Annotated in this window: 15 protein-coding genes; all 15 read right to left on the reverse strand. The window is 71.2% G+C overall.

Translation table 11 applies throughout. The annotated features are described in order from the left end of the window. Positions 1–113: 113 nt before the first annotated feature. The 15 genes from CHC02_RS25695 to recC all read right to left on the reverse strand — a co-directional run bounded on the left by CHC02_RS25695 (position 114) and on the right by recC (position 25,720). A complete protein-coding gene (locus CHC02_RS25695) occupies positions 114–1,367 on the reverse strand; it encodes an RNA polymerase sigma factor (protein WP_089394222.1) in 1,254 nt (417 codons plus the stop codon). Between the two features lie 9 nt (positions 1,368–1,376). Beyond that, positions 1,377–1,805: a YybH family protein gene (locus tag CHC02_RS25700; RefSeq protein ID WP_089394223.1), complete on the reverse strand. Its 429-nt coding sequence runs from the start codon at positions 1,803–1,805 to the stop codon at positions 1,377–1,379. A gap of 15 nt (positions 1,806–1,820) precedes the next feature. After that, positions 1,821–2,603 (reverse strand): DUF899 domain-containing protein, encoded by a 783-nt coding sequence (locus CHC02_RS25705; protein WP_089394224.1) that lies wholly within the window; start codon positions 2,601–2,603, stop codon positions 1,821–1,823. Between the two features lie 45 nt (positions 2,604–2,648). Then, complete coding sequence (locus CHC02_RS25710; RefSeq protein WP_089394225.1) at positions 2,649–3,020, reverse strand: YciI family protein; 372 nt, start codon at positions 3,018–3,020, stop codon at positions 2,649–2,651. 105 nt (positions 3,021–3,125) lie between these two features. After that, entirely contained in the window at positions 3,126–4,127 is a 1,002-nt protein-coding gene (locus CHC02_RS25715; RefSeq protein ID WP_089394226.1) for a fimbrial protein, read from the reverse strand. 26 nt (positions 4,128–4,153) lie between these two features. Next, positions 4,154–6,763 carry a fimbria/pilus outer membrane usher protein gene (locus CHC02_RS25720; protein WP_089394227.1) on the reverse strand — a complete coding sequence of 870 codons (2,610 nt, stop codon included), beginning with the start codon at positions 6,761–6,763 and terminating at the stop codon, positions 4,154–4,156. 46 nt (positions 6,764–6,809) lie between these two features. Continuing rightward, on the reverse strand, positions 6,810–7,598 hold the full coding sequence (locus tag CHC02_RS25725) for a fimbrial biogenesis chaperone (protein ID WP_244160999.1): 789 nt from the start codon (positions 7,596–7,598) through the stop codon (positions 6,810–6,812). Between the two features lie 7 nt (positions 7,599–7,605). Beyond that, positions 7,606–8,157, reverse strand: a complete 552-nt coding sequence (locus CHC02_RS25730; RefSeq protein WP_089394228.1) for a fimbrial protein — start codon at positions 8,155–8,157, stop codon at positions 7,606–7,608. 248 nt (positions 8,158–8,405) lie between these two features. Continuing rightward, the gene (locus tag CHC02_RS25735) at positions 8,406–9,056 is read right to left on the reverse strand and encodes a response regulator (RefSeq protein WP_089394229.1); all 651 of its coding nucleotides are present in this window, start codon (positions 9,054–9,056) and stop codon (positions 8,406–8,408) included. A gap of 62 nt (positions 9,057–9,118) precedes the next feature. Continuing rightward, positions 9,119–12,343 carry a hybrid sensor histidine kinase/response regulator gene (locus CHC02_RS25740; protein WP_089394236.1) on the reverse strand — a complete coding sequence of 1,075 codons (3,225 nt, stop codon included), beginning with the start codon at positions 12,341–12,343 and terminating at the stop codon, positions 9,119–9,121. Positions 12,344–12,451: 108 nt separating this feature from the next. After that, entirely contained in the window at positions 12,452–13,651 is a 1,200-nt protein-coding gene (gene pvrR / locus CHC02_RS25745; RefSeq protein WP_371921186.1) for a response regulator cyclic di-GMP phosphodiesterase PvrR, read from the reverse strand. Beyond that, positions 13,648–16,440, reverse strand: coding sequence for an ATP-binding protein (locus CHC02_RS25750; RefSeq protein WP_089394230.1), 2,793 nt, complete (start codon positions 16,438–16,440; stop codon positions 13,648–13,650). Before CHC02_RS25750 ends, pvrR begins: the two co-directional genes overlap by 4 nt. Before the next feature lie 75 nt (positions 16,441–16,515). Further along, a complete protein-coding gene (gene recD / locus CHC02_RS25755; RefSeq protein WP_089394231.1) occupies positions 16,516–18,558 on the reverse strand; it encodes an exodeoxyribonuclease V subunit alpha in 2,043 nt (680 codons plus the stop codon). Next, positions 18,555–22,235 carry an exodeoxyribonuclease V subunit beta gene (gene recB / locus CHC02_RS25760; protein ID WP_089394232.1) on the reverse strand — a complete coding sequence of 1,227 codons (3,681 nt, stop codon included), beginning with the start codon at positions 22,233–22,235 and terminating at the stop codon, positions 18,555–18,557. Before recB ends, recD begins: the two co-directional genes overlap by 4 nt. Next, positions 22,232–25,720, reverse strand: a complete 3,489-nt coding sequence (recC, locus tag CHC02_RS25765; protein ID WP_089394233.1) for an exodeoxyribonuclease V subunit gamma — start codon at positions 25,718–25,720, stop codon at positions 22,232–22,234. Before recC ends, recB begins: the two co-directional genes overlap by 4 nt. Between the last annotated feature and the right edge of the window lie 518 nt (positions 25,721–26,238).

A 26,238-nucleotide genomic window follows, 5' to 3' on the forward strand; every position in this document is an offset into this window, starting at 1 on the left:
GTTTAACCTCGCTTCCAGGCGGCTCCAGGGGCGACCTGGGCCCCGGCTGCGGCATGGGCCAATCGGCGGATAACCGCGAACGGTTATTCGCCCTACGGCACGGTCGGGCTTGGTCATGCCTCCAACGCCCGCAAACGCTGTTCGAGGAAGCGCCGCTCCGGCTCCAGGCGCACCAGTTCCAGCGCCCGCTCGTAGGCCTCGCGGGCCTCGGTGGCGCGGCCCAGGCGGCGGCAGAAGTCGGCGCGGGCGGCGTGGGCCAGGTGGTAGTCGGCCAGCTCGCCGCGGGCGAGGATGGCGTCCACCGCGTCCAGCCCGGCCTGCGCTCCATCGCGCATGGCCAGGGCCACTGCCCGGTTGAGTTCCACCACCGGCGAGGGCTGCAGTTGCAGCAAGGCGTCGTACAGCGCCACCAGGCGCGGCCAGTCGGTGCTGGCCAGGTCGGCGGCCTCGGCGTGCACCGCGGCCAGGGCCGCCTGCAGGCTGTAGGGGCCGAAGCGGCGGCTGGCCAGGGCCAGGCCGACCAGGCGCTGGCCCTCGGCGATCAGCCCGGCGTCCCAGCGCGAGCGGTCCTGGTGCTCCAGCAGCACCAGTTCGCCGTTCTCGTCACTGCGCGCGGCGCGCCGCGATTCCTGCAGCAGCATCAGCGCCAGCAGGCCCATCACTTCCGGCTCCGGCAGCAGTTCCAGCAGTTGCCGGCCGAGGCGGATGGCCTCGCCGGACAGCTCGGCGCGGGTCAGGGATTCGCCGCTGGAGGCCGCGTAGCCCTCGTTGAACACCAGGTACACCACCCGCAGCACGCTGGTCAGGCGCTGCGGCAGCTCGGCCGGCTCCGGCACCTGGTAGGGAATGCGCGCATCGCGGATCTTCTGCTTGGCGCGGACGATGCGCTGGGCGATGGTCGCCGGCTGCGCGAGGAAGGCGCGGGCGATCTCCTCGGTGCGCAGGTCGCAGACCTCGCGCAGGGTCAGCGCCACCTGGGCGTCGGCGGCCAGCGCCGGGTGGCAGCAGGTGAAGACCAGGCGCAGGCGGTCGTCCTCCAGGCCCTCGTGCCCGGCCTCTTCCTCGCCCTGGGCGTCGATCTCCAGCTGGCGGGCGATCTGCTCCAGCGAGGCGTCGAAGCGCACCCGCCGGCGCAGGTGGTCGATGGCCTTGAAGCGTCCGGCGGAGACCAGCCAGGCCCGCGGGTTGTGCGGCAGGCCATCGCGCCCCCACTGCTCCACGGCGGCGGCGAAGGCGTCGTGCAGCGCCTCCTCGGCGCGGTCGAAGTCGCCCAGCAGGCGGATCAGCGTGGCCAGCACGCGCCGCGATTCGCGGCGGTAGATGTCATCCACCCTGTCCCGCAGCGAAGGCGGCGCGTAGTCATGCATGCGGCCGGCTCATGGCTGGGCGTCGAACAGCAACTGCCCGCTGTGCATGTCGAAAGGAATGGAGAAGTGCTCGTGGACGATCTTCCATTCCCCGTCCACCCGCCGCAGGCCGAAGGTCACCCGCGCCCAGGAGGCCTTTTCCTCGCCCTGCTCGTCCCTGCCGCCGCAGTACGACAGGTAGTGGCCGAAGGCGACGTCGCCGCCCTGCTCCACCGCCAGGTGGTGGCGCTCGAAGCGCGTCTGCTGGCAGGCCAGCAGGCAGGCGCGCCAGTGCTGCGCATAGGCCTCGCGGCCGACGAACTGCAGCTTGCCCACGGCATCGAAGGCCAGCACGTCGTCGCTGTAGTGGCGGACGATGGCCTCGACGTCGCCGGCCTGCACCGCTTCCAGCCAGCCGTCCAGCAGGCGCTGGATGGCCGGGTCGATGGGACTGCCCATGGCGATTCCTCCTTTTCAGGACGCGCAGCAGCCGTGCGGCGGTTGCTCGTCATCGTAGCGGTCATGGTAGCGCAGCCAGTTCATGCCCTTGCCGTCGAGGTCGGCCATGCCACCCCAGCCCTCGCCGCGGCCCAGTGGCGTGAGGTCGAGCAGATGGTAGGTGAACAGCGGCGCCTCCAGCCCGCGGCCGTAGGCGGAGTAGCTGTGGTAGACGCTGTCGCCGTCGCGCAGGAACACGCTCATGCCGGGCTGCTCGCCCTGGATATGGTAGTCCTGGCCCAGGCGCCGCAGCTCGTCCAGGTCGCGGTAGTTGTATTCGATCGGCGCCACCTTCTCGTCGAGGGTGACGTGGAAGTCGTAGTTGAAGTCGCTGCCGAAGGACGAGTACCAGGGCAGCCGCCAGCCCATGCGCGTGCGGAACGGGGCGATTTCCGCCAGGGGCGCGCGGGACACCAGGGCCAGGGTGGTGCCGCGGGCGTGCAGGTGCTCCAGGCGGCCGAGGTTGTCGACCAGGAACGAGCAGCCCTCGCAGCCCTCGCCACGGTCGCGGTGGAACATGAAGTGGTAGACGATAAGCTGCAGCCGGCCCTCGAACAGGTCGAGCAGGCGCAGCGGGCCGTCCGGGCCCTCGAAGCGGTAGTCCTTGTCGATGCGCACCAGCGGCAGCCTGCGCCGCTCGGCGGCCAGGGCATCACGGGCGTGGGTGGCCTCGCGCTCCAGCTGCCACAGGCGCTTGCGCGCGGCCAGCCAGTCTTCGCGGCTCACCACGGGCGGTAGGGTGAAGTTGTCGATTTTCATGGGCGTTCCTCCTCTTCGCGGGGGTCGCCGGCCGGCCGGCGGGGCTCAGGCCTGGGCGGCGAAGTGCTGTTCCCAGTCGCGGATCGGCCGCACCTCGATGCAGCCCAGGCGCCCCGGCGGGATCTTCGCGGCGATCTGGATGGCCTCGTTGAGGTCGCGCGCCTCGATCAGGTAGAAGCCGCCGAGCTGCTCGCGGGTCTCGGCGAAGGGCCCGTCGGTGACCGACAGCTGGCCGTCGCGGTGGCGCAGGGTGGTGGCGGTGTCCACCGACTGCAGGGCCTCCACCGCCACCAGTTGGCCGCGCTCGCGCAACTGCTGCTCGTAGCCCAGGCATTCTTCCACCACGGCGCGGTAGTCATGGGCGGGCAACTGCGCGGCGGCTTTCTCGTCCAGGTAGATCAGGCACAGGTATTTCATCCTCGGCTCCTCCGGGCGTTGGGACGCAGATACCTATAGTCGTGCCGGGCCGGCAGGGATCGACAGCAGGTCGGTTTTTTCCCGTGCCGGCGGACGAACGGTCGCTCACTCGTAGGTCAGGGTGAAGGTCGCGGTAACCGCCACCTGCCCGCCCGTGACCGTGCTGGCGGTCTTGTAGTACTTGGCCGCCAGCGGGATGCTCACCGGCAGGGTGGCGCTGCCGGTACTGCCCCGCAATTGCTTGGTGGCCAGGGGCAGCACCTGGGTACTGCTGGCGTCGCCATAGAACAGCTGGACGCCGACGCCGCTGGCCATGCCGGCGCCCGTGGCGTTGTCCAGCACGTTGTTGCCACTACTGGCGCCGTCGACCCGGTACCAGATCTTCACCCCGCTGTCGCACTGCATGTTGATGCTGAAGGCGCGGGCCTTGCCGTTGTCGGCCAGCACGCCGAGGCCGCTGGGGAAATCGGTCCTGAGCACCGTGGGCAGCGGCACGGTGATGCTCTGGCTGTCGGGGTTGATCTCGCAGGCCCGCGAAGTGACCGCGGTGGCGCCGCTGAAGGTCAGCCGCGCCACCGCCAGGTTCTGGTAGGAAACGGTGGAGGTGCCGCTGACCTGCAACTGGCCGCCATTGAGGATCGGCCCGGTCTTCACCAGGCGCACCCACCAGGAGTTCTTCAGCGGGTACTGGACGCCGGTCACCGACCAGGCCAGGCTGGGGATGGGGGTGACGTTGTTGTAGTTCGGGTTGCAGCTGTTGTAGTTGCACCAGTACACCGAGATGCCGATGCCCTCGATGTTGGTCTTGAACACCGAGGGGTAGCCGCTGCTGTTGGTGAAGCCGGGCACGGCGGCGCCGATGCCGGCGGCCAGCACGCCGGACACGCTGCCGTTGCTGTTGCAGGTGATGTTGTTGCCGCTGGCGGCCACCCAGCCGCTGCTCCACAGCTCGGTGCCCGGCGTGGCATCGGCGGGCACGCTGATGGTTGCCGGCAGGCTCATGCTCAGTTGCGAGGTCATGTAGCCGGAGTCGAAGCTGCAGCTCGCCCAGGCCGAGGTCGACAGGCCGCCGAGCAGCAGCAGGCAGAACAGGAAAATCTTCTTCATGGGTACCTCGTCGAAGGCGGCCGCGCCTAGCGGGCCGCCAGTTCACCGCTGGCCGGCGCGCGCCTGCACACCGCATCAGCCTGCTGGAAGGGTTTGCCGTCGGCGGCGGCGGCGGCCACCTGGTAGCGTGCCCGGCACTGCCGCTGCGGGCCTTCGCCCCAGCGCACCTGCAGCTCGCCGCGGGTTTCCTGCAGGCGCAGGAACACCTGGCTGCCCTGGCCCACCAGGGTCAGGCTGTTGCCCTGGGCGTCGAGCACCTCGGCGCCCACCGGCAGGTTGTTGCCCTGCTCGTCCAGCAGGCGCAGCAGCAGCGGTTTGCCGCTGACGGTGGGGTACTTGAGCATCACCACGGCGCCGTAGCGCGGCGCCACGTTCTGCGAGGTGGTCTGCAGCTCGACGTCGTCGGGCAGGCCCTTGGGGTCGAGCACCACCTGGTTCTCGCGGTAGGGCATCAGGCTGGAGAGCACGCCGTAGCCGTTGCCACCGACCGCCCCGCCGCTGCTGTTGACCAGCGCCGCGCCGGCCGCGCCCTTGGCCTCGATCACCGCGCGGGTCTCGCCCTGGGCCTGGCTGAAGCTGACGCCGCCCGGGTGCGCCACCACGCTGCCGGACAGGCCCAGGCCGTACTGGTGGTAGCCCTCGCCCTCGCTGTAGCTGGCCGACAGGTTGGTCTGCGGCGCGCGGTACTGCACGTTGGCGCCGCCGGCGTTGCTGCTCTGCCCGTCGACGCGGCTGCGCGAGCCGTACACGCCGTAGTTGAACTGGTTGTAGTCGCCCAGCGAGCCGGCCACGCTCAGTTGGCTGTTGAGGTCGCCGTTGCTGTTGCGCGTGGTGGTGCTGTTCAGGTACGGCGCATGGCTGGAGCGCCCCAGCGGCAGCGAGAGGTTGAGCATGTACTGGGTGTCGGTCTCGCCGGACAGCCCGCGGGTGCGGTTGGCCGACAGGCTCAGGCTGCCCCAGCCGAAGCTGTTGGAGTAGCCGGCCTGGTAGCTCATGTCGCTGCCCTTGCCGGCGTTCCAGTAGTTCTGCGCCGAGCCGCTCAGGTACAGGCTGCCCAGGCGTTCGCCCAGGGGCTGGCTGAGGTTGACCTGGAAGCGGTTGCGCTGGCGCCAGGCGGTGTAGTCGGCGTCCTCCGGCGAGCGCGCGTAGGCGAAGTCGGCGAAGTTCAGGTAGCCGTCGCTGGAGAAGCGGTAGGCCGCCACCGCGAAGTTGGTGCGGGTGGATTCCAGCAGCTTGCTGTAGCTCAGGCGGAAGCTCTGGCCGCTGGCGCTGCTGCCCTGGTCGCCGGCCTTCAGGCCGCTGGCGTGGGACTGGGTGACGTCGAAGGCGAAGGCGCCGATCGGCGTGCTCAGGGCCAGGCCGCCCTGCACCGCCAGGTAGTTCTCGGCGACGATGCTGCCGGTGTAGCCGGTCCACAGGTTGGAGATGCCGCGCTGGTAGGTGCCCTGGACGAAGTTCGGGGTGTCGTCCAGGCGGTCGTCGCGGTACTGGCCGGCGCTCACACTGTAGCGCGACACGCCCGGGCGCAGCAGTTGCGCCACGCTGGCGAAGGGCACGGTGAACTGGCGCACGCGGCCGTCGGCCTCGGTCACGGTGACCTCCAGGTCGCCGGCGTAGCCGGAGTTGTACAGGTCGTCGATGACGAAGGGCCCGGGCGCCACGCTGGTCTCGTAGAGGACGTTGCCGCCCTGGCGCACCGTGACCTTGGCGTTGGTCTCGGCGGTGCCGCGGATGGCCGGGGCGAAGCCGCGCTGCGAGTCGGGCAGCATGCGGTCGTCGGAGGCCAGCTGGACGCCGCTGAAGGGCACGCTGTCGAACAGGTCGGCGGGGGTGAAGTACTCGCCGAGGGTCAGCTGCGACTTCAGCCCGGTGATGTCGCGCTGGGCGTAGCTGCTGATGGCGTCGTAGTGCCGCGTGCTCTTCTGCCGGTCGCCCTGGCTCTGGCTGTAGCTGCCGTTGTGGCGCAGGCGCCAGTCGCCCAGGTTGAGCCCGGCGTTGAGGCCGGCGTAGTACTGGTCCTGGGTGCCGCCGGCCTCGGTGCGGTAGGCGTTGGCGTTGTAGTCGACGAAGGCCGCGGTGACGCCGCGGTCCCAGTCGCGCGGGTCGACGTAGCCGCGCGAGACGCGGCTGAGGTAGGCCTGGGGAATGCTCAGGTCCAGGCGCAGATCGCCCTGGGCGAAGTCCGCGCGGGCGCCGGGCACCAGGCGCTCGATGTCCACGCAGTCGGCGTCGGCCAGGGCCCGTTCGGTGGCCTTGGCGTCCGGCAGCTTGCCGGTGTCCAAGCCCAGGCCGGGCAACTGGCTGCGCTTGAAGCAGTAGCTGGCCGGGGTGTCGCCCTCGCCGCCGCGTACCCGCAGTTCCTCGCGGCCGGTCCAGGTCTGGTTGACGTAGACGTCCACCCGGTAGCTGCCCGGGGTGACCGGGTTGCCGCGCTCGTAGCGCGAGACGTCCAGCGGGCGGCCGTCGGGGCCACGCAGAAAGGCCGGGTTGAAGGCGGCGTAGAGTGCGTCCTCGGCAGCCCGCGGCGGCTCCACCGGGACGGCGGCCCAGACGGCGGCGATCGCCAGGGCCAGGGGCCCCGGGCACGGCCAGGCGCGTCGGCGCCCGGCGGGGGTACGACGGGAATGACGAGACATCGATACACCTTGTCGAATCGGCCCTCGCGCGCCAGCGCGGCCGGGGTCAATGCAGGTTCGCGGTTCGTTCCGGGGCGACGCCGTAGTCGCTCAGCCAGCGGTAGCGCACCTGCCCGGCGCCCGCGCCGCCGGCGAAGCCGTCGAGGGCGAAGGTCTGGCTGGCGAAGGGCGCGATCATGCCGCCCGCCGCCGTGTAGTCGCGGCCGCCCTGGGCCAGGGTCAGGCCGCTGTAGGACAGGTGGTAGGGGCTGGGGTTGTCGCCGCGCAGGGCATAGCCCGCGCCCTGGCGCACCAGTTGCCAGCGCACCTGGCCCACGGCGCCGTCCAGGTCGCCGGGCAGCCCGGCGGGCCGGTAGAACAGCTTCAGCCGCGAGCGCACGGCGATCTGCATGTAGTTGCTGTCGGCGCCGGCGGGTATCGGCGGCACTTCCAGGCTGTTGAACCAGAACAGCGACTCGCGGTCCTGCGGCAGCTTTTCGCCGGTGAACATCAGGCGCACGCTCTGGCCCTTCTGCGGGTCCAGGCGGAAGATCGGCGGCGTGATGAGGAAGGGCGCGTTGGCGGTCTGCGGCGTGGAGCGCTCGTCGCCCCGGTCGGCCCAGACCTGCATCAGCACCGGTTGTCTGCCCTGGTTGGTCAGGCGGACGGTGACCTCGCGTTCCTTCGCCGGGTAGATCACCCGCGTGCCGTCGATGACCACCCCGGCGTGGGCCAGGGGCGCGCCGAGCGCGAGCAGCAGGAGGCCGGCCGCGAGCCATGCCGGCCGCAGCGAGGGGAAACCTTGCATCATGGGTACCTCGATGCCCGGGGCGGAGCCGCCGGGCAGGTCGATCACGGGTGGATCACTGGTAGATCAGCTGGAAGTTGGCCTGGGAAGCCACGGTACCGGCAGTGGCGCCACCCGCGGCGGAGAAGTAGCGGGCGTAGTAGTTCAGGTTGACGTCGCCGCCGGCCACGTCGGTGGACTCGCCGCGGGCCACCTGGGCGCTGTAGCTGTCGTTGCGGACGTTGATCGGCTGCTGGTTCTTGTCCAGCAGCTGCACGGCCACGGCGGTGGCGCTGCCGGTGTTGGCCAGGTTGCCGTTCATGTCGACGTTGCTGTCCGGGACGAAGGCCATGGACACGGTGTCGGCGCCGGTGCCGGAGCTGCCGGTGCAGCCGGACACCTTGACCGAGAACGGGGTGATGCCGGTGTAGCTGCCGGGGTTCTGCAGCAGCGACTTGTCGACGTTGGGCAAGGTCACCTGGACGTTGCCCGAGCCGGCATCCACCACGCAGGTGGTGTCAATCACCTTGCCGGTGATGGTGATCTGCCCGGTCTGCGCTGCGGACACGGCCAGAGACGCGCCGGTGCCCACCAGGGCCAGCATGGCGGCGAGCAGTTTCTTTTGCATGATCGAACTCCAATTCGTTGCGGTTGCGCTGGCTGCCCGTCGAGGAGGACACCTGTCCGAGGAACCCGAGCCATCTGGAAGGTTCTTCGCTGCGGCCAGTCAACGCACAAGCGCTGGAGTGGGGCCTGGAGAGCCGGCAGCCTCGACGCCGAGTACTCTAGGGAATGCGCCGACGGCAATGAATCAGACAAATCTCAAAGGAATTCGAGAAAATTCGTACATGTAAATCAGCGCACGCACCCGCCGTTTCACTGGAAGAGATCGGACTTGATGCAGAACGTCAGCAGGGCCTGGTCACTGTCCACTTCCAGCTTGCGCATGGCGGCGATCTTCTGCGCGCTGACGGTCTTCACGCTGCGGTTGAGCACCCGGGCGATGTCGCGCACGCTCAGGCCCGAGACGAAATGACGGAGCACTTCGTACTCCTTGGTGGACAGGCTGGCGATGCGCCCCTCGACGTCGTCGCCGCCGGCCACCACGCTGTTCGGGTCCTGCATCCAGGCGCCGCGGTAGACGCGGCCGCGGGCGATGGCGTCGAGCGCCACGAGAATCTCCTCCGGATCGCTGCTCTTGGGTACCACGCCGGCCACCCCGAGGTCGTACAGGCTGGAGAAAATCAGGTTGTTGCTGAGCATGGTGTAGATCAGCACGCGGGTCCGCGGGAACTGCCGCAACAGGTAGCTGGTCAGCTTGAGGCCGTCGCCGTAGTGCTCGTCGCCGGGCATGTTGTAGTCGGTGATGACGATGTCCGGCGAAAGCTCGCCGTACATCCGCACCAGTTCGCTGGAGTTGGCCGCCATGCCCACGATGGAGAAGCGCGGGTCCGCCTGCACCACTTCACGCACCCCCATCCTTACGATCGAATGATCGTCGGCCACCACGATTCTGAGTTTTTCCATAACTGTCTCTTGGTATGCGTATTGCCCGTCGCGGCGACGGGCCTTGCGTTCCAGCTTAGCCCTCACAGGCCGCCCAACGCTCTCCCGATTCGCGCCAGCAGGCGCGCCACCCGTGGATCGTCGCTCTGTACCCGTCCCTCGCCAAGGCCCTCCTCGAGCAACCGGCAACTGCGCACCAGGGCCTGCCCGCGCACCACCGCCAGGGCCCCGGCCATACGGTGCAGCGCCTGGCCCAGGGCCTGGACGTCGCCCTCGGCGCTGGCCTGCTCGGCCGCCTGCAGGTCGTTGCGCATGGTCTCCACGAACAGCTCGCGCATGTGCGCCGGCACCTGCAGCGCCTCCGGCGCCGGCGCGGCGGGCGCCTCGCTGCCGGCCCCGGGCCCGGCGAGCGGCGCCCGGGTAGCGGCGGCCAGGCCGCGCAAGGCGTCGTACAGCAGCCGCAGGCTCAGCGGCTTGACCAGCCAGGCGTTCATGCCCACCGCCTGGCAGCGCTCGCCCTCCTCGCGCATGGCGTTGGCGGTCACGCCGATGATCGGGATGTCCACGCCCCGCTCGCGCAACTCGCGGGTCAGCTGGTAGCCGTTGCAGCGCGGCATGTTGACGTCGGTGAGCAGCACGTCGAAGGACTCGCCCTCGAACTGCAGCAGGGCCTCCTTGCCGTCGCTGGCCAGGCGCACCTCGCAGCCCAGTTCCTCCAGCTGCTCGCGCAGCAGCACCTGGTTGATGGGGTTGTCCTCGGCCACCAGCACGCGCAGGCCGAGCTTGCCGAAGCGCGGCGGCTCCGCCACCGCCGGCAGCTGCACCTCGCCATTCTGCGCCAGCGCCAGGGCCTGGGCGATGCCGCGCAGGCTCAGCGGGCTGACGCTCCACACGCCCCGCTCGTACTGCGGCTGGCCGGCGGCATCGGCCGCCACGCGCACCCGCGGGCCGCGCCAGTCGCAGGGGGCCAGGGTCTCGGGGAATACTTCCAGCAGCACCGCCGTCGCCTCGCTGCCGGCCGGCGGCTCGCCGGGCAACACCACGCAGCCCCAGCGCTGCAGCCAGGCCTCCAGGCAACTGGCCAGTTCGCGCAGCGGGCTGCGCAGGTACACCGGGCCGGGCTGCAGTTGCACGTCGGCCAGGGCGCCGCTGCCGTCGCTGCTGTCGGGCAGGCCCAGGAACAGCGAGAAGCTGCTGCCCAGGCCCGGCTCGCTGACGACCCGCAGCTCGCCGCCCATCAGCTGCGTCAGGCGCCAGCAGATGGCCAGCCCCAGGCCGGTGCCACCCAGCCCGCCCTGGCCGTCGGCGATCTGGAAGAAGGGCTCGAACAGGCGCGGCTGCAGGTGCTCGGGAATGCCGATGCCGGTGTCGGTGACCTGCCATTGCAGCTGCACCTGCCGCCCCGAGCGGCCCAGCACCTTCAGGCGCAGCACCACGCGGCCGACGTCGGTGAACTTCAGGGCGTTGCTCAGCAGGTTGTTGAGCACCTGGCGCAGGCGCGCGGCGTCGCCGTACAGCCGTGCCGGCACCTCGGCGTCGATGCAGGCGTACCATTGCAGGTGCTTGGCGGCGGCGCCCACGGCGAAGCCGCGCATGACCTCCTCGGCCAGTTCCAGGGGGCTGAAGTCCTCCTGGGTCAGCAGCATCTGCCCGGCCTCGATCTTGGACACGTCGAGGATGTCGCTGATCAGTTGCAGCAGGGTCGTCGAGGAGCCCTGGATGGCCTGCAGGTAGCCGCGCTGCTGCACGTCGAGGTCGGTCAGGGCGAGCAGTTCCAGGGTGCCCAGCACGCCATACAGCGGCGTGCGGATCTCATGGCTCATGCTGGCCAGGAACAGCGTCTTGGCGGCGTTGGCCGAGTCCGCCGCGCGCTTGGCCTCGGCCAGCGCGCCCTGGGCCTGCTGGTAGGCGGTGATGTCGCGGAACACGCACAGCAGCGCATCCTCGCCGTGGTAGCGGGTGGCCGCGAAGGAAGCCTGCAGGTAGCGTCCGTCGTTGCGCATGCACACCTCGCCGTTGTGCCAGGCGCCGTCGAACATGTGCCAGCCGCGGGCCAGGTCGAGGATATCCGCCTCGCTGCCCAGCCACTGCGCCGCCAGCTGGTTATGGATGACCAGTTGGCGGCCCTCGCAGCCCAGCACGCAGAGGGCCACCGGCGCGGTGTCGATGACCGTGCGGCTGAAGGCGTCGCTCTCCACCACCTGGCGGTGCGCCACGCTGGCCGGCCCCACCACCCGCCGCGAGTACCAGCGCAGGCAATACCAGCCGCCGGCCAACCCCACCAGCAGGAGGGCCGGCAGGCTCAGCAATATCCATTTCAGGTTGCGGAAGAACAGCGCGTAGCTGATGCCGTAGACGGCCACCCAACCGCCGTGCGCCTGGCTGTGCAGCTTGAACAGCATGCCCTCGGTGCCCAGGCTCAGGCCGTCGGCCAGCCTGGCGTCGCGCGGCGGGCCGAGCAGTTGCCGGCCATCCGGCGCCAGCAGGCTCAGCTCGCCGAACAGCGGCCGCGCCAGGGTCTGCTCGTAGTCGTTGATGCGGTTCAGGTCCAGCAGGCTGGCGGCGATCACGTGGCGCCGCTGCCGGCCCTCCCACCAGAGGCTGTCCGGCAGGTCGACGGTCACGTAGCCGAGCAGCGAGCGGCCGTCGCCGTGGTAGGTGTCGGCGCGCCCCCAGCGCACCTGGTAGTCCTGCTCCCCCGGCGGGTACTCGCGGACGCCGCCGAGCATCCGCTCGACCACTTCGAGGAAGGTGTCGCGGGCCAGCCCGCCGCGCCCGGGCGAGCTGTCCAGCGCCGGCACCGCGATGCTGGTCGCGCCATCCAGGTCGAACACCAGCGACTGGGGCGCCGGGTAGTTGGAGGTGCTCCAGAAGCTGGAATAGAAGTTCGCCAGCATGATGCCAAGGGTGAAGGGCCCGGCAGAGTCGCCCTCCGCCGGGGAATGGTCGCGGGTGGCCAGGGCGAAGGGCATGGCGAAGGAGAACTCGCGGCCCTCGTAGACCTCCACCGGGCCCTCGCGCCATTGCAGGGTGAGCTGCAGCGGCACCACGTCCTGGTCGCGCCGGCGCGTGGCTTCGTCGCTCTGCCGGGCGATGCGTTGCAGGAACGCCTCGTGCTCGCGGATATCGCCCAGCAGGCGGGCGAAGTGGAAGTCGATCTTGTCCTGTTCTTCCTGCAGGACGCGCTTGATCGCCCAGAAGCTGATGCCGACCAGCGCCAGGCTGAGCAGCAGCAACCCGAACAGCCAGAGGTTCAGGCGCTGCGAAGTCCTGGCCAGTTTGCCGATCGAGCCGTCGTCATGTTCCATGGTGCCGTTGGCCTCGCACACAAAAACATCCCGCGCATGATTCGCTGACTGTAGATGGGCCGCGGCAAGCCTGCGAGGGGGTGCCGCCACGGCGGCGCCGGAAAGGGTTCAGGGCGCCACCGCCGGACCGTCTTCGCGCAACAGGCGATCGAAGGCCTGGGCGCTGACCGCCTCGGAGATCAGGAAGCCCTGCACCCGGTCGCACTGCAGGCGCCGCAGCAGGCTCAGCTCCGCGGCGCTCTCCACGCCTTCGGCGACCACTTCCAGGCCCAGCCGCCGGCCCAGCGCCACGGTGCTTTCCAGGGCGGCGGCCAGGGCCTCGTCCTCGACGCTGCCATGGACCAGGGCGCGGTCGATCTTCAGTTCGGTGAAGGGCGTGGACACCAGGTTGTACAGCGAGCTGTAGCCCTGGCCGAAGTCGTCCTGGGCCAGGCCGAAGCCCTTCATGCGCAGGCGGCAGGCGCCGGCATGGTAGCTGCCCGGCTGGCGCGTGGTGCTGCCCTCGGTCAGCTCGAAGCACAGCGCCGCCGGCTCGCCGCCCTGGTGGAGCACGAAGTCGGCCAGGCGGTCCGGCAGGCCGGGATCGTCCAGCAGGTGCGGCGGCAGGTTCACCGACACCGGGATGTGGTAGCCCTGCTCGCGCCAGGTCGCCTGGGCCCGCAGCGACTGCTCGACCACCGTCCACAGCAGCACCTGCTCCAGGCCGTAGCGGCCCAGGTCGTCGATGAAGCTGCCGGGCAGCAGCAGGCCGTGCTCCGGATGCAGCCAGCGCACCAGTGCTTCGGCCGCGACTATGCGCCCGTCGCGCAGTGACTTCTTCGGCTGGAACCAGGCCTGCAGCTCGCCGCGCGCCAGCCCCAGGAGCAGTTGCGAACGGCTGAAACCGGGCACCTGTTGCGCCGGCGAGGGCTCATGGCCCTGGCGCCGGCCGAGGCGCTCCAGCAGCCGGGCGATGGCCGCCGGCATCGCCGGCTTGGGAATCAGGTCGACCACCGTCAGGCCCAGTTCCCGGGCCGCCTGGCAGGCGCCGCCGAGCACGCGGCGCGGCGCCGAGCTCATCAGCGCCAGCTGCGGGCGGTACTCCAGGGCCGACAGGTGCTGGATCAGCTGGACGCCGTCCATGCCCGGCATCAGCAGGTCGCTGAGCACCAGGTCGAAGTGCTGGCGCTCCAGGCGCTCGACGGCCTCGGCGCCGTCGGCGGCCGCCTCCAGGTGGGCCACGCCCTGCTCGCGGAGCAGCTCCAGCAGGTACTCGCGCTGGAAGGCCTGGTCTTCGACGACCAGTACGCGATAAGGCAGGATGTTCATGAAATCTCCTTTGCCGCCGCCAGGCAGCAATACAACGAATCCAGGTCGACCGGCTTGAGCAGGCAATCGTCCATGCCGGCGGCGAGGCAGCGCTCGCGCTCCTCGCGCATGGCATTGGCGGTGGCGCCGATGATGGGTTGGTGGCAGCCGCGCAGGCGCAGCTCGGTGGCCAGCCGGTAGCCGTCCATGTGCGGCATGTTGAGGTCGGTGAGCACCACGTCGAAGCGCTCGGCGCGCCAGCGCTGCAGGCCCTCCAGGCCATTGCCGGCCAGTTCCACCTGGCAGCCCAGGGCCTCCAGCTGGTCCCTGAGGATCAACTGGTTGATCTGGTTGTCCTCCACCACCAGCACCCGCAGGCCATCCAGGTCGCGCACGGCCCCGGGCGGGCGCTCGCGCGGGGCGCCGCCGCCGTGGCAGCCCTGGGCCAGGCACAGGGCCCGGCTCAAGGCCTCCAGGCTGTGCAGGCCCACCAGCCAGTCGCAGCCCTGCAGCGCGGGCTGCAGGTGGCCTTCGGCGCTGAGCACCACCCGGCAGCCGGGCCAGCGCGCCACCGGCTGCGCCGCCGCATCGTGCAGGCGGACCTCCACCAGTACGCACTCGGCATCGGCCTCGGCCAGCAACTGGGGGGTCGCCAGGCGCGCCCGCGCGCCCCAGCGCACTATCCAGCCGCAAAGCGCCTCGCCCAGCTCACGCATGGGCGAGATCACCAGCACCGGCGCGGCCTCCAGCAGCGGCGCCGGCACCAGCGCGGCGACCCGCTCCAGCGACAGGCCGAGGGTGAAGCTGCTGCCCAGGCCCAGGTCGCTGACCACCCGCAGGCGGCCGTGCATCAACTGGGTGAGGCGCTGGCAGATCGACAGGCCCAGGCCCGTGCCGCCGGCCTGGCGGGCACTGCCGCCGACCTGGTAGAAGGGCTCGAACAGGTGGCCCTGCTGCTCGGCGGCGATGCCGATGCCGCTGTCGATCACCTGCCAGGACAGCCTCAGCCGCCGGCCCTCCTCGGCATCCTGGCGCACCCGCACCAGCACCCGGCCGTTGTCGGTGAACTTCAGCGCATTGCTCAGCAGGTTGTTGAGGATCTGGCGGATGCGCGCGGCGTCGCCGGATACCCGCAGCGGCAGTTGCGGATCGATGCAGCAGAGCAGTTGCAGGCCCTTGGCGCGGGCCGCGCCGGCGAAGGACTGGACCACCTCCTCGGTCAATTCCAGGGGGGAGAATTCCACCGGCTCCAGGACCAGTTGCCCGGCCTCGATCTTGGACACGTCGAGCACGTCGCTGATCAGTTGCAGCAAGGTCGCCGAGGAGCGCTGGATCACCTGCAGGTAGCCGGTCTGCTGCTGGTCCAGGGTGGTGCGGCCGAGCAGCTCCAGGGTGCCCAGCACGCCGTACAGCGGGGTGCGGATCTCGTGGCTCATGGTGGCCAGGAACAGCGTCTTGGCGGCGTTGGCGGCATCGGCCAGCTGCTTGGCGCGGGACAGCTCGGCCTCGGCCTGCTTGCGCGTGCTGATGTCGCTGAAGGCGCAGAACAGCACGTCCTCGCCCTTGTAGCGGGTGGGCGTGTAGCTCAGGTAGAGGTGGCGCCCGCCATCCACCGCCAGCTCCTCGCAGGCCGCGCCGCCGTCCCCGGCGAAGGCCTGGGTGATCCAGCGCGAGGCATGCCGCGGGATCACCTGGCCGGCGTCCAGCCATTGCTCGGCCTGGGGGTTCTCCAGCACCACCGAGGCGTCGGCGCGGCGCAGCACGCAAAGAGCCACGGGCGCGGCGCGGATGACCGCGCGGGAGAACGCCTCGCTCTCCAGCAGCGCCGCCAGGCGTTGCTGGGCAGGGCGGATCAGGCGGTGGTCGATGCGCCGCCCCAGGCGTTGCAGCAGCAGGCCGGCGACCATCGCCAGGACGGCCGCCAGCAGGATCGGCAACCAGAGCGCGGCCAGCAGCTGGCCCACGCCCTGCTGGTAGACCAGGGCCCAGTTCGAGCCCCCCAGGTGCTTGAGCAGGGCCACCTGCAGGGGGATCGGGCCGATGCCGATGAAGTCGAAGTTGTCGCTGTCCCACAAGCTGCGCAGGGCCCGGGCGTCGGCGCCGGGAGCCGCGGCGAAGGCCACCCGGTGGCGCCCGTCGAGCAGCAGGTAGTCGCCGGCGGCGGGCGTGCGCAGCGCCGCGTCCAGGTCGTCGCCGCGGATTTCCAGCCCCAGCCAGCCGGTATCCAGGCGCGTGAACAGGAACAGCCGGCCGAGGGGGTCGCCGGCATCGGACAGCCAGCGTATGCCCGGCTGCCCGGAAGTGGCCCGCGCCAGCGCCTGGAGCACAGCGCCCGGCAGGGGCGATTCCGGCTGGCCAGCCTCGTTCAGGCGGCTGACCTGGGGGGCGGCGCCGGGCATGACGTGGAGCAGCCCCAGGCGCTTCTCGCGCAATTCGGCCAGGTCCCGGTGGAACAGCAGCAGCGCCTGGACGGCGCCGGGCAGCGGCAGGAGTATCGGCGCCCGCGGCTCGTCCGGCCAGGCGGGCAGCTCGGCGCCGGCGGTGCGCGCCGCCACCGGCACCAGCCCCCGCGCCAGGTTCTCGAGCAGGGCCTCGTGCTGGCTGAAATACAGCTGCGCCTCGTACATGGCGGCGTTCATCTCGCGGCGGCGGATGGACACCTCATGGTTGAAGGCCATGCTCAGGGCGAACGCCAGGCTGCACAACAGGCACAGCAACAGTGCGCCGCTGAGCAGGCGCAGCAGCTTGCGGGCGGCGCTGGGGGTGGAAAAGGAAGTGTCCAGCGGCCGAAGGAATTGTCCTAACTTCATCCGGCCAGCTTGTAGGCACTGACCTCACTCTGCCATCAGACAATTCTAATTGTGATAGCCATCACAACACTGTGCTCACCCCTCCAGCAACCCGCTGGCCCGCTGCACCCGCCGCTCGATGGCCGCTTCCAGCACCCACTGGCCGCGCCCGGCGCTGGCCAGGCTGAACCAGCTGCGCGCGCGGGTGATGCCGGTGTACACCAGCTCGCGGGTGAGGATGGGGTTGAGGGCGTCGGGCAGCACCAGGGCGGCATGGCTGAATTCCGAGCCCTGGGACTTGTGCACGGTCATGGCGAACACCGTCTCCACCGCCTGCAGGCGGCTGGGCAGCACCCACTTGATGCCGCCGCGGCCGTCGGCGAAGGCCACGCGCAGCGGCCATTTGCGCTCGCCGGCCTCTTCCCGGGGCAGCGCCAGGGTGATGCCGATGTCGCCGTTCATCAGCCCCAGGCCGTAGTCGTTGCGCGTGACCAGCAGCGGGCGGCCGAGGTACCAGGCGCCGCCGTGGGGCTGGATCAGCCCTTCGTCCTGCAGCAGGTCGGCGATGCGCAGGTTCAGCCCGTCCACGCCCCAGGGCCCGCGGCGCAGGGCGCAGAGCACCTGGAACTGGCCGTGGGCGGCGAGCACCCGCGCGGCCCAGGCGTCGAAGTCGGCCTGGGCGGCGTCCAGGGCCGGCCGGGTGTCGCGCAGCACCTGCAGGTAGTGGCGGTAGCCCTGGGGCGGCGCCACGCCTTCGCGGCCGGCAGCGTCGAGGAAGTAGCGGCCGCCGCCCTCCACCACCAGTTCGCGCAGGCCGCGGTCGTCGCGGGCGTCCAGGGCCAGGCGCGCCAGGTCGGCGTAGCCCTGTTCCCAGACCGCGCGCATGGCCGCCACGTCGCCGGCGTTGACCGCCTCGGCGAGCTGGCCGATGCCGCTGGCGGAACTGAAGCGGTGACTGTGGCGCAGCATGGCCACGGCCTGGTCCAGGGGCTGGCCCCGGGGGTCGAGCAGGTCGTCGTCGACGGGCTCGCCGCTGACCGCCTGCAGCCAGTCGCGGGTGGCCGGGCGGTAGTGGCCCTCGCGGGCGCGGCTGCACAGCTCGCCGAGCACCGCGCCGGCCTCCACCGAGGCCAACTGGTCCTTGTCGCCGAGCAGGATCAGCCGCGCATTGGCAGGCAGCGCGCCGAGCAGCGCGGCCATCATTTCCAGGTCGACCATGGAGGCCTCGTCCACCACCAGCAGGTCCAGCGCCAGCGGGTTGCCGGGGTGGTGGCGGAACTGGCGGCTGTCCGGGCGGCTGCCGAGCAGGCGGTGCAGGGTGGTGACTTCCTTGGACACCTGCTTGCGCACTTCCTCGCCGTTGGCGAAGGCGCCGAGGTCCAGGCGGTCCACCGCGTTGGCGATGGACTCGTTGAGCCGCGCCGCGGCCTTGCCGGTGGGCGCGGCCAGGCGGATACGCAGCGGCCGCCCGCCCTCGCCGCCCAGGGCCAGGCTCTGCAGCAGCGCCAGCAGGCGCACCACGGTGGTGGTCTTGCCGGTGCCGGGGCCGCCGGTGACGATGCCGAAGGCGTTGCCGGCGGCCAGGGCGCAGGCCAGCTTCTGCCAGTCCGCCGGGGCGCCCGGCTTTTTCGGGAAGAGCGCATCCAGCGCCTGGCGCAGCGCGCCCACCGGCAGCGCCGCGCGCAGGGCCTCGCCGCGCGCCAGGCGCTGGTCGATGCCGGCGCGCACCTCGCGTTCGTATTGCCAGTAGCGGCGCAGGTACAGGCGCGGGCCGGCCAGCACCAGCGGCGTGGCGCCGGGCCCCTCGCCCACCAGGCGCGGGTCGGCCAGGGCGGCCTGCCAGGCGGCCAGGTCGAGGCCGTCGAGCAGCTCGCCGGGCAGCGTCAGCGGCGTGCCTTCCAGCTCGCCGTCCGGCGGCAGCGACAGGGCGAAGCGGCTGTCGGCGAGGGTCGCGGCCAGGTCCAGGCACACGTGGCCGCGGCCCAGCTGGTGGCTGGCCAGGGCGGCGGCGAGGATCAGCAGCGGCTCGGCGTCGGGCGCCTGTTCCACCAGGAAGGCGGCGAAGGCACGGTCCAGCTCGCGCAGCCAGCCGCGCCCGGCCCACTGGCCGAGCAGTTCGAGCAGCTGGTCGCGGGTCATGCCGGCACCTCCTCGGCGGCGTGGCTGAACAGCGCTTCCAGCGCCTCCATCAGCGCCCTGGGCGGGCGTTCGTGGAACACGCCCTGCTCGCCGCCGCGCAGGAACAGGTAGAGCGCGCCGCCCACGTGGCGGTCATAGTCGTAGTCCGCCAGGCGCGCCTTGAGCAGGCGGTGCAGGGCGAACAGGTAGAGCGCGTACTGCAGGTCGTAGCGGTGCTCCAGCACGGCCGCGCGCAGGGCCGGCGGGGTGTAGGCCGCGGCGTCCGGGCCGAGCCAGTTGGATTTGTAGTCGGCCACGTAGTAGCGCCCCTCGTGTTCGAAGACCAGGTCGATGAAGCCCTTGAGCATGCCGCCCAGCTGCGTCGGCTGCAGCGCCGGGCGCGCCTCGCCGGGCAGCACCTGGGCGCGCACGGCGGCGTCCAGGCGGGCGCTGTCGGTGGGTTTCACGGCGAACCAGAACTCCATTTCCTTCTGGTAGCTGGCCAGGGCCGCCAGTCGCACCGGCGCGGCATCGGGCAGCGCGAAGCCGGCCTGCAGGTAGGCCGGCAGCCATTGCGCCAGGGGTTCGATCCAGGCTTCCCAGCCGCGCAGCTGGCAGCGCCGGGCGATGAGGTCGCGCAGGGCCTCGGGCTGCTGCGCCACGGCGGCGAAGCCTTCGTCGGCGGCCCATTCCAGCAGGCCGTGGAGGAAGCTGCCGGGGTTGGGCCCGCGCGGGAAGGCGTGCAGGCTGCCGGCGGCCGGCGCGGCCTGGGCCAGTTCGGCCGCGGCGCTGTCGGCGTCGCCTTCGCGCAGGGTGGCCTCCTCGGCGCTGATGGGTTCGCTGGCCGGCGCCGGCGCCTCGCCTTCGGCGTCCAGGGTGGCCAGGGCGGAATAGCTGGCGATCCACCATTTCTCCGCCACCCGCCGCTGCGGCTCGCGGGCCTGGCCGAGCTGGCCGGCGCGGGTCTCGTCGTAGGCCGTGGCGTCCACCGCCGGCAACGGCTCGATGCGGATGCCGGGGCACGCCCCGCCCAGGGCCTGCAGGCAGCCGGCGAAGCCGTCCAGGGCGATGGCCGCGCCGCCGCCCAGCAGGTAGCCGAAGGCGCCCTTGTGCAGCTCGGGGTTCTTCGCGTTGCCCGCCACCAGCGGCGCCACGCCCAGCCACAGGGCGTGGCGGGCGCGGGTCAGGGCCACGTAGAGCAGGCGCATGTCCTCGCCCAGGCGTTCGTCGTTGGCCAGGCGGTAGGCGGCCTCGGCCAGGTCCTTGCCGCGCGCCAGCTCGATCACCTTGCCGTCCTCGCCCTGGAAGCTCGGCGGCGTCTGGCTCTTGCCGTCCAGCTCCTTCCAGCTGCAGATGAAGGGCAGCAGCACCAGCGGGTATTCCAGGCCCTTGGACTTGTGGATGGTCACCACCTTGATCAGGTCGGCGTCGCTTTCCAGACGGAGGATTTCCTCGCTCGACGGGCTGGCCAGCTGTTCGGCCAGCACCCGCAGCAGGGCGTGCTCGCCGTCCAGCTCGGCGGCCTCGCGCTGCAGCCACTCGGCCAGGTGCAGCAGGTTGGTCAGGCTGCGCTCGCCGTCGGCGCGGCGCAGCAGCCGCGCCGGCAGCTCGAAGTCGGCCAGCAGGCGCCGCAGCATCGGCAGCACGCCCTGCTGCTGCCACTGGCTGCGGTACTCGCGGAAGCGCATGAGCATGCCTTCCCAGAAGCGCTCGTCCTGGTTCAGCCGCTCCAGGGTCTGCCAGCCCAGGCCCAGGGTGCGGGTGGCCAGGGCGCTGCGCAGCAGGGCGTCGTTGCCCGGCTCGGCGCAGGCGCGCAGCCAGTGCAGCAGGTCGCCGGCCTCGGGGCTGTCGAACACCGAGTCGCGGTCGGACAGGTAGACGCTGGCCAGGCGCCGCGCCGCCAGTTCCGCGCGCACCGCCTCGGCCTCGCTGCGCCCGCGCACCAGGATGGCGATGTCCGCCGGGCGCAGCGCGCGGCCCGTGCCGTCGGTCTTGTACAGCCCGGCGCGGCCCTGCTGGGCCAGGCTCAGCCAGTGGCGGATGGCGCTGGCGGTGCTGGCGGCCATCTGTTCGCGGTACAGGCGGCTACCGACCACCTGGCCGTCGTTCTCCAGTTGCCAGAAGGTCAGCGCCGCGGCTTCCGCGCCGTCGATCAGCAGGCGCTCGTCGCGGCCCTTGGCGGCCACCGCCTGGAACGGCACCGGGTTGTCGCCCTGCGCGGCGAAGCGGAAGGCGCCGCGCTCGTGGCCTTCGGCGAAGGCGAAGCAGTGGTTCACCGCCTCCACCACGGCGAGGGTCGAGCGGTAGTTGGTGCCCAGGGTGTAGTGGCGCCCGGCGGTGGCGGCGCGGGCGCGCAGGTAGGTGTGGATGTCCGCGCCGCGGAAGGCGTAGATCGCCTGCTTGGGGTCGCCGATCATGAACAGGCCGCAATCCCTGGGGTTGTCGGCGATGCGGTAGATGCGCTCGAAGATGCGGTACTGCAGCGGGTCGGTGTCTTGGAATTCGTCGATCAGCGCCACCGGGAACTGCTGGCGGATGCGCTCGGCCAGGTGCTCGCCGCCGGGGCCGGCCAGGGCGCGGTCCAGGCGCGCCAGCAGGTCGTCGAAGCCCAGTTCGGCGCGGCGCTGCTTCTCCGCCTCCAGGGCGCGGCTGACTTCGCCCAGGGCGTGCAGCAGCAGCTGCGGGGCGATGTCCGGCTGCTGCTCGGCGGCCTCCACCCAGGCGTCGATGGCCCTGAAGGCGGGATGCTCGGGCACCACCGTCCTGGCCTTCACCTTGATCCGCGTCTGGCCAAAGCGGACCAGGTTGTCCGGCGCCGCGCCGCCGGCGCTCCAGGCTTCCAGGGCCTGCAGCCAGCCTTCGAAGACGGCGTCGTCGTCCTTGTTGCGGTAGCTGTTGCCGTTGAGCTGCGGACGCAGGTCGACGAGCAGCTGGCGCAGGCCCTGGGCATCGGCGGCCCAGGCGGCGCGGGCCTGTTGCTCCAGTTCGTCCAGGCGGGCATAGAAGGCGCCGGTTTCCTCCAGCAGCTCGCGCAGTGAGCCGGGCGCGCTCAGCGGCTGGTCGGCGTAGCGGAAGCCCGCCTCCTGCTGCGCCAGCAACGGCTGCAGCAGGCGCGCCAGGGCCTCGGGGCCACCCTTGTAGATGTCGCCGACGACCTTCGCCGCCGGCGCCGGCAGCGGGTAGAAGTTGCGCCGCCAGTAGTCGCGCACCACTTCGGCGAGCAGTTCGCTCTGGTCGGTGATCAGGTCCTGGGTGAACAGGCTGCCGCTGTCGAAGGCGTGCTCGCGGAGCATGCGGTAGCACCAGCTGTGGATGGTCGACACGGCGGCCTCGTCCATCCATTCCGCGGCCAGGCGCAGCAGGCGCGCGCAGCCGGGCCAGCGCTCCTGCGGGTAGCTGGCGCGCAGCTCGACCAGCAGCGCGTCGTGCTGCAGCGCAGGCTCGGCGAAGCAGTTGGCGGCCTCGCCCAGGCGCGCGCGGATGCGTTCGCGCAGCTCCTGGGTGGCGGCGTCGGTGAAGGTCACCACGAGGATTTCCGGCGGGCTCAGCGGCCGGCCGAAGGCCAGCTCGCCGCCGTGGTCGAGCACCAGGCGCAGGTACAGCAGGGCGATGGTGAAGGTCTTGCCGGTGCCGGCGCTGGCCTCGATCAGCCGGCTGCCGTGCAGGGGGAATTCCAGGGCGCGCAGTTCGCGGCTCATTGGCCTTGCTCCTCATCGTCGCGGCGTTGCAGCAGCTGGTACAGCGGGCCGTAGAGGGTTTCGGCCCAGGTGGCGAATTCGCCGCTGGCGCTCAGGCTGGCGAAGTCCGGGTAGACCCGCGCCAGGGCCGGCGAGGAAGCCGCCTCGCCGCTGCTGCCGAAGCCGCCGTCGTAGCGCTTGGCCGCCTCGCTGGCGGCACGGGCCTCGTCACCGCCGGCACCCAGCCAGGCGAAGGCCGCCTTGCAGGCCACCGGCAGCGGCCGGCGCAGGCCTTCGAGCCAGGCGGCGATCAGCGCGTCCAGATGGCCGCGGGCGGTGTCCGCCGCCAGCGGCGGCAGTTCCAGGGTGCCGGTCTGGCTGACCAGCAGGCTGCGCACCGGCGTGCCGCACAGTTGCAGGCCCAGGTGGCGCACCCAGTGGCGCACCAGGCTGTGCCACTTGTAGCCGCGGCCTTCGTGCAGCTTGCCGCTGACCAGTTGCAGGCTGGCCCACTGGCCCTCGGCGTTGCGCCGCAGGCCGCCGAGCCAGTCGCCCAGCTCCACGCCGCTGGCCGGGTGCCTGTGGATAAGCTCGCGCTGGCCTTCCTCGGCTTCGCTCCAGTGCTCCAGTTCCTCGCGGTAGCGCCTCAGCAGCTCGCCCAGCGGCGCGCTCAGCTCACGGGCGGAGAAGGCGCCGAAGGCCGCCAGCGGCAGGCGCCCCTCGCCGCGCAGGCGCACCAGTTGCCCTTCGATGCGGCCGGGCAGTTCGCCGTCGGCCCAGTGGTTCTCGATCCACGGGCGCAGGCGCTCGCAGAGTTCGAACTGCAGTTGCCAGACCTGCAGGCCGTCGAGGGCGAAGGTCTCCTCGTCGTGGCCGGTCAGGTCTTCCTCGGCGAAGCGCACCTTCAGGCGCTGCTGGAAGAAGGCGTTGACCGGGCTGGCGAGGAAGTCGGCGAGCACCCGCAGGCCGATGGGCGCGTCCGGCAGCAGTTCCGGCAGTGGCGCCTCGGCCTGTTCGGCCGGTTCGTCGTCGCGGTGCACCTCGCGCCATTCGCGGGCGTAGGTGTAGAAGCCGTCGACGCCCTCGCCCCGCCCTTCGAAATAGCGGCGGCTGAAGGGTTGCAGCGGGTGCTCGGTGGTCAGCGCCTGCAGCAGCGCCTTGCCGTCGCCGGGCTTGCCGGGCAGCGACCAGCCGGCCGCCAGGTGGTCGCGCAGCTGGCCGATCAGCACCGATGGCGGGCGCTCGCTGTTGTCGCGGATGCTCCGCCCGACCCAGCTGACGTACAGCTGGTCGCGCGCCGAGAGCACGGCTTCGAGCAGCAGGTAGCGGTCGTCCTCGCGCCGCGAGCGGTCGCCGGGGCGATAGTCGTTGCGCATCAGGTCGAAGTCCAGCGGCGGTTGCTGGCGCGGGTAGTCGCCGTCGTTCATGCCCAGCAGGCAGACCACGCGGAAGGGAATGGCGCGCATCGGCATCAACGTGCAGAAGCTCACCGCGCCGGCCAGGAAGCGCTGGTTCAGGCCGCCGGCGTCCAGGCCGCCGAGCCAGGCCTCGCGCACCACAGAGAGCGGCAGCGGCTCGCCGAAGGCGGCGCGCTCGCAGGTTTCCAGCCAGCGTTCGAGCAGTTGCAGCAGTTGCTGGCGCAGCAGTTCGTCGTGCTCGTCGCGGGTCAGGAAGAAGTCGTCGAGCAACTGGCGCAGGCGCTCGCGCCAGACCTCGGGCGCGGCCGGCTCGGCCAGGCGCTCGCAGGCCGCGGCCAGGCGCTGCAGCAGGCCGGCCAGGGGGCCGAGTACGGCGGCGTCCAGCCCGCCGATCTCGGCGTAGGGCTGGATGCCCTGGAAGGCCTCGCCCTCGCCCACCGCGAAGCCCAGCAGCATGCGCCGCAGGCCGAAGCGCCAGGTGTTGGCCTCCTCGGCGGCGGGCAGGCCGAGGTCCTCGCGCTGCTCGCCATCCAGGCCCCAGCGCACCCCGGCGCCGTCGATCCAGCGCTGCAGCAGCGGCAGGTCGGCCTCGGCGATGCCGAAGCGCGCGCGCAGGGCGCCGACGTCCAGCAGGTCGAGGATCTCGCTCACCGCGAAACGGCTGTCGGGCAGTTGCAGCAGGTGCTCCAGGGCCACCAGCAGCGGCTCGCGGCCGCGCTGGCCCTGGTCGGCCAGGGTGTAGGGGATGAAGCGCCGGTCGTCGCGCCCGAGCTGGCCGAACACCGCCTGGACGTGCGGCGCGTAGGCGTCGATGTCGGGGACCATGACGATGACGTCGCGCGGGCGCAGCGTGGGGTCGGCGTCGAAGCGCGCCAGCAGCTGGTCGTGCAGCACCTCCACCTCGCGCTGCGCGCTGTGGGCGACCTGGAAGCGGATCGAGCGGTCCCGCGCCGGGTCCAGCGCCGGCCATTGCGCGCGGGTCTCGGCCAGCGGGCGCAGTTCGAGGATGTCGTCCTGCAGTTGGCCGAGCAGGTGCGCCGGCGGCGCCTCGCTGAACAGGTCGATGCGCCCGCCGCTGACCTCGCCGAAGCGGCTGCGGTAGCTCTCGGGGTTGTCGTACTGGTCGAGCAGGTTGATGTAGTCGCGGCCCTGCTTGCCCCAGGCCGCCAGCAGCGGCTGGGCGTACTGGTGCTGGAGGTCGTCGTCCAGTTGCAGCGGCACCCCGGGGCGGCGCTGCTGGCGGCGGTACTCGTGGCGCAGCAGGTCCTTGTCGGCGACGATGTCGGCCCAGTGGTGGCGGCAGGGGTTGTGCACGCACAGCAGCACCTGGGCGATGCGCGACAGCGCGGCCAGGGCCTCCACCGTCTGCGCCGGCATGGCGGAAATGCCGAACACCACCACCCGGCGCGGTAGGCCCTGGGGCGGCGTGCCTTCGCGCAGGCGTTCGAGGAAGCGCCGGTGCACGCCGGCACGGCTGCCGGCCAGGCCGTCCTCGCCCACTTCGGCCAGCAGGGCGCGCCACAGCTCGGCCTGCCAGCGCTCATCCTCGTTCAGCGGACGGAGGTTGCCGCCGGCGGTGCGCAGTTGGTCGCGCTGCTCGCTCCAGTCCTCCAGCCAGTCGGCGCGGTACACCTGGTACTGGTCGAACAGGTCGGCCAGGCGCTCGGCCAGCTGGTAGCGCTTGCGCAGGTCGGCGTCGTCGGCGAGGAAGCGGCGCAGCGCCTGGAATTCGCCGCGCTCCAGCAGGGTCGGCAGCAGGCGCATCAGGCGCCAGGTGAGCGGCGCCTTGTCCAGCACCGAGACCTCCGGCACTTCGTCCTTGCCCAGCGCGCCACGGTAGGCGCGCCAGAGGAACTGCGCGGGCAGCTGCACGTCCAGCGCCGCGGTGATGCCGCAGCCGCCGTCGGCGACGTCGCGGCCCAGGGCCAGCTTCAGCCATTGGGCGATGCCGTTGCTCTGCACCAGGATGGTCTCGCTTTCCAGCGGCGCCAGCGGGTAGCGCGCCATCCAGGCCACCAGCAGGTCGCGCAGCGCCTCGGGGTGGTTGCCATGGATGACCATCAGGCCGGGGCTCAGGGCTTCGCTCATCGTCTCTCCAGGTTTGCCGGGGGGCCCGGCAATTTGAGCAGAAGCCGGGGTGGGTCGGGAGGTTTTTCCACGGGGTGATTGTATCGGGGTGGGGCGACGTTCTGTGTCGCGAGGTTGGTCCCCGCCCCCAACCTAACCTTGTCATTCCCGCGAATGCGGGCCCCAGAAAAGATGTCAGGTTTGGGTGTAGCGCGCCGCTCCGAGCGCGTTGATGTTTCTCGTGTAGGGCGCATAACGCCTACGGCGTTATCCGCCAAATCGCGGACAAAGTTGCTCCTACGGTTTCAGGAAGCACGGACGTAGGAGCAACTGTCTATTGGGTTTGGGTGTAGCGCGCCGCTCCGAGTGCGTGGGTGTCTCTCGTTTCGCCCCCTCGGGCGAGTCACTTCTTTCAAACGCCAAAGAAGTAACCAAGAAGGCTTGCGGTACGACTCACCCACATAGGTGACAAATCGGTTCAGGCACATGGGTAACAGTTTCTAACCTGCAGGGGTCACCTCACGAGGACTGGCCCATGC

The organism is Pseudomonas delhiensis (genome assembly GCF_900187975.1).
In the GTDB taxonomy this organism is placed as follows: Bacteria; Pseudomonadota; Gammaproteobacteria; order Pseudomonadales; family Pseudomonadaceae; genus Pseudomonas; species Pseudomonas delhiensis.